At 27.2% G+C, this 2,638-nt stretch carries 4 protein-coding genes; 2 read left to right on the top strand and 2 right to left on the bottom strand.

The genetic code is table 11. From position 1 onward, the window contains the following. Nucleotides 1-333 precede the first annotated feature (333 nt). Nucleotides 334-801, bottom strand: a complete 468-nt coding sequence (locus ABS911_RS14905; RefSeq protein WP_350468204.1) for a hypothetical protein — start codon at nucleotides 799-801, stop codon at nucleotides 334-336. Between the two features lie 3 nt (nucleotides 802-804). Next, complete coding sequence (locus ABS911_RS14900) at nucleotides 805-1,008, bottom strand: helix-turn-helix transcriptional regulator (RefSeq protein WP_285836208.1); 204 nt, start codon at nucleotides 1,006-1,008, stop codon at nucleotides 805-807. 291 nt (nucleotides 1,009-1,299) lie between these two features. Here ABS911_RS14900 and ABS911_RS14895 point away from each other — a divergent pair, with 291 nt between their 5' ends. Together ABS911_RS14895 and ABS911_RS14890 are read left to right on the top strand one after the other, a co-directional pair. After that, nucleotides 1,300-1,632: a PadR family transcriptional regulator gene (locus tag ABS911_RS14895; protein ID WP_350468203.1), complete on the top strand. Its 333-nt coding sequence runs from the start codon at nucleotides 1,300-1,302 to the stop codon at nucleotides 1,630-1,632. Then, the gene (locus tag ABS911_RS14890) at nucleotides 1,625-2,449 is read left to right on the top strand and encodes a hypothetical protein (RefSeq protein WP_350468202.1); all 825 of its coding nucleotides are present in this window, start codon (nucleotides 1,625-1,627) and stop codon (nucleotides 2,447-2,449) included. Before ABS911_RS14895 ends, ABS911_RS14890 begins: the two co-directional genes overlap by 8 nt. Nucleotides 2,450-2,638 lie beyond the last annotated feature (189 nt).

Below are 2,638 nucleotides of genomic sequence, written 5' to 3'. Positions count from 1 at the left end.
AATAAACAAAATGCTAGCAAAATTAATTGAACAATGCCTATTGGATAATAGCCAAAATTTATTGGAACCACAAGATATACAATATAGGTTCCTAAAAACAAAAAATCTAACATACCTAGAATAAAAAAGCTTTTTTTAATATTCAAATTAGCTGGTCGCTCCTTTTCTAAATAAGTTATAGTTTTATTGTACCGTATTGATAGGTATATCTAAATCTCTTTACTTTTAAGATTAAAAAGAACTTTGCCAAACTAAGGTTCTGGATACACTATTTTATAGAATTTCATGTATTAGTATTTCTAAAAATAGATTTTAAACTAAATGATTTTATAATCATCTTGTATCTTTAAAAACCCAAGCAATTGCATATGAAAGAAAACCTATACAAATTACAAGTGTAAATAATACTACTCCTGAAACAAATAAATTTAGTTCAATATCAAACGGTGGATTAAGGAGATTATTTATAAATACAAAAATACCTAAAGCAATAAATAAACTAATAATCGTAGACTTATAGGAGACGATACTTGCAAAATAAGCATTATTTTTCTCTCTTTCATCAGCAGCACTAAACTCACCTTGCTTCAATGAATAACTTTTATCTTTTTTGCTAAGTACCCATCTACTAATTAGAAAAACAATCAAGTAGATCAAAAATATGCTTGAAATAGTGCCTGTTGTAAACTGAATCCCATCAGTTGTGTATTTAACATTCGTTACGAAAACTTCAATAATTACAGCAGCGAATAATAAGATGAATATTAAATTTCCAATAGCTTCAAATATAATTTTTTTCATTCGTTATTCTCCTTTAAAAAATAATTGATCAATTTTAATATTTAATGCACTAGCTAAATCCATGGCAAGTAGTAATGATGGGATATAACTTCCTTTTTCCAATGATAATATTGTTTTTCTTGTGACTCCTACTTTATTTGCAAGATCTTCCTGTGTTAAATGTTGTTCTTTTCTTTTTTCTTTCACTTTATTTATAATTGTTGCCAAAGTAAGCCTCCCTTACGTTACTTACAATCTATATTCTTAATATACTTCACTTAAAATGTGTAGTCAACTACTCTTTTCGATGTATATGAATCCATTATAGAATCTTCTTAGGTGCTTGATATATGATTTTATGTAACTTCATGTATTAATAACAACCTATTAATTTAAATTATTGGGCTGTTTTTTTATCTCATATCAAAATAAAATATGTATAAAAATAACTATTATGCTTTACAAGCTAGTTTGTGTTTGGTATAACTAACTTGTAAAACATAATAGAGGAGGGATAGCATGGACAACAAAATAAACTCTCAAATGTTGAAAGGAATTTTATCAGGTAGTATTTTGCTTTTACTTTACCAAGAAGAATTATATGGTTATAAACTGAGCGAAAAGCTTACAGATTTTGGTTTTACTGATATTCCTAAAGGAACGATCTATCCTCTTTTGCTCTCACTGGAAAAAAAAGAATTAATTAAAGGGACGTTAAGAGTCTCTGATACAGGGCCAAAAAGAAAATATTATTCTCTTACTGAAAAAGGGTTAACAGAAAAAAATGAATTTACATTGCAATGGAATAAGTTGAAAAAAAGTGTTGATAATCTAGTAGAAGGAAGTGAATGAGTTGGAAAAAAATGAATTGATTGAGACAAATGCTGTATTACAAAAATCGTTGACAAAAGAAAACGACAAATACTATGGAAACTTACTTATTTATATTAGAATAATGGTTTTTTTCAGAGATGTGAAAAAAAGTGAAGAATTATTATTAGAAGTTTTAAGAGATATTTTAGATGCCCAGGAACAAGGTCTTTCCGCAGAAGAATATTTTGGAGAAAATCCAAAAGAAGTTGCTGACGACATTATTAAACAGCTGCCTATTAATCTTTTAGATACTGTAAAAATAGTCCTAACTGCTTTAGCAATTTATATTATTCTTAGTATTTTACCTGAACTTATTTCTCCAGATGAAGGCTTGGATATTGGAAGCTTATTAATACACGGATCCTATTTGACTGTTATGGCTATTTTTGCTCTATGGCTTTTAGGGATTAGCTTATATCGATTTAAAGACAAACTATCTAAACTAGTTTTACTTTTATTAGTTGGGTTAGGAGTCTCATTTGGATTTTATCTTAGTTTTTTAGTCTCTACACCATTAAAAGTAAATCTTAGTGGAAATTTAGGCATAGCTACCATCATTCTTATATCTGCAATAGTACTTTATCTGTTTTATAAAGAAAAAGATAAAAAATTATGGGCACCTTTTCTTCCAATTATAGTTACCTCTGCTATTTTAGGAATTCTTACTAGAATAGGCGTTTTTTCAGAATTATTAAGTTCAAAAGAAGGTAAAATAGGTATAGGTATTATTTTAGGGATCTTACTTCTCCTTCAATACGCATTCATTTTTTTAACTAGTAAACAGGCAAATAAATAATTTTCTAATTATTTTTAAATAACTGTAAATCACTAATTTTAAGAAAAGATAAAAATATGTATTGTTTTCAATAAAAGGTTTTCAATAAAAGTCAAATTAAATGATGTTTTTTATAAATTTCGTTTGTCAAATTAAGTTAGACAGTTCCCACTCATTAATGTAAGTTAAAAATACTTCTAACGGTGTCAG

This window comes from Carnobacterium sp. (genome assembly GCF_040274425.1).
The sequence above is the reverse complement of the archived record's forward strand: the minus strand, read 5'-3'. Positions and strand labels throughout refer to the sequence as shown.

Bases quoted from the DNA above. Each gene is read 5' to 3' on its own strand.
- ABS911_RS14905 (WP_350468204.1), bottom strand. From the start codon at position 801: ATGAAAAAAATTATATTTGAAGCTATTGGAAATTTAATATTCATCTTA.
- ABS911_RS14895 (WP_350468203.1), top strand. From the start codon at position 1,300: ATGGACAACAAAATAAACTCTCAAATGTTGAAAGGAATTTTATCAGGT.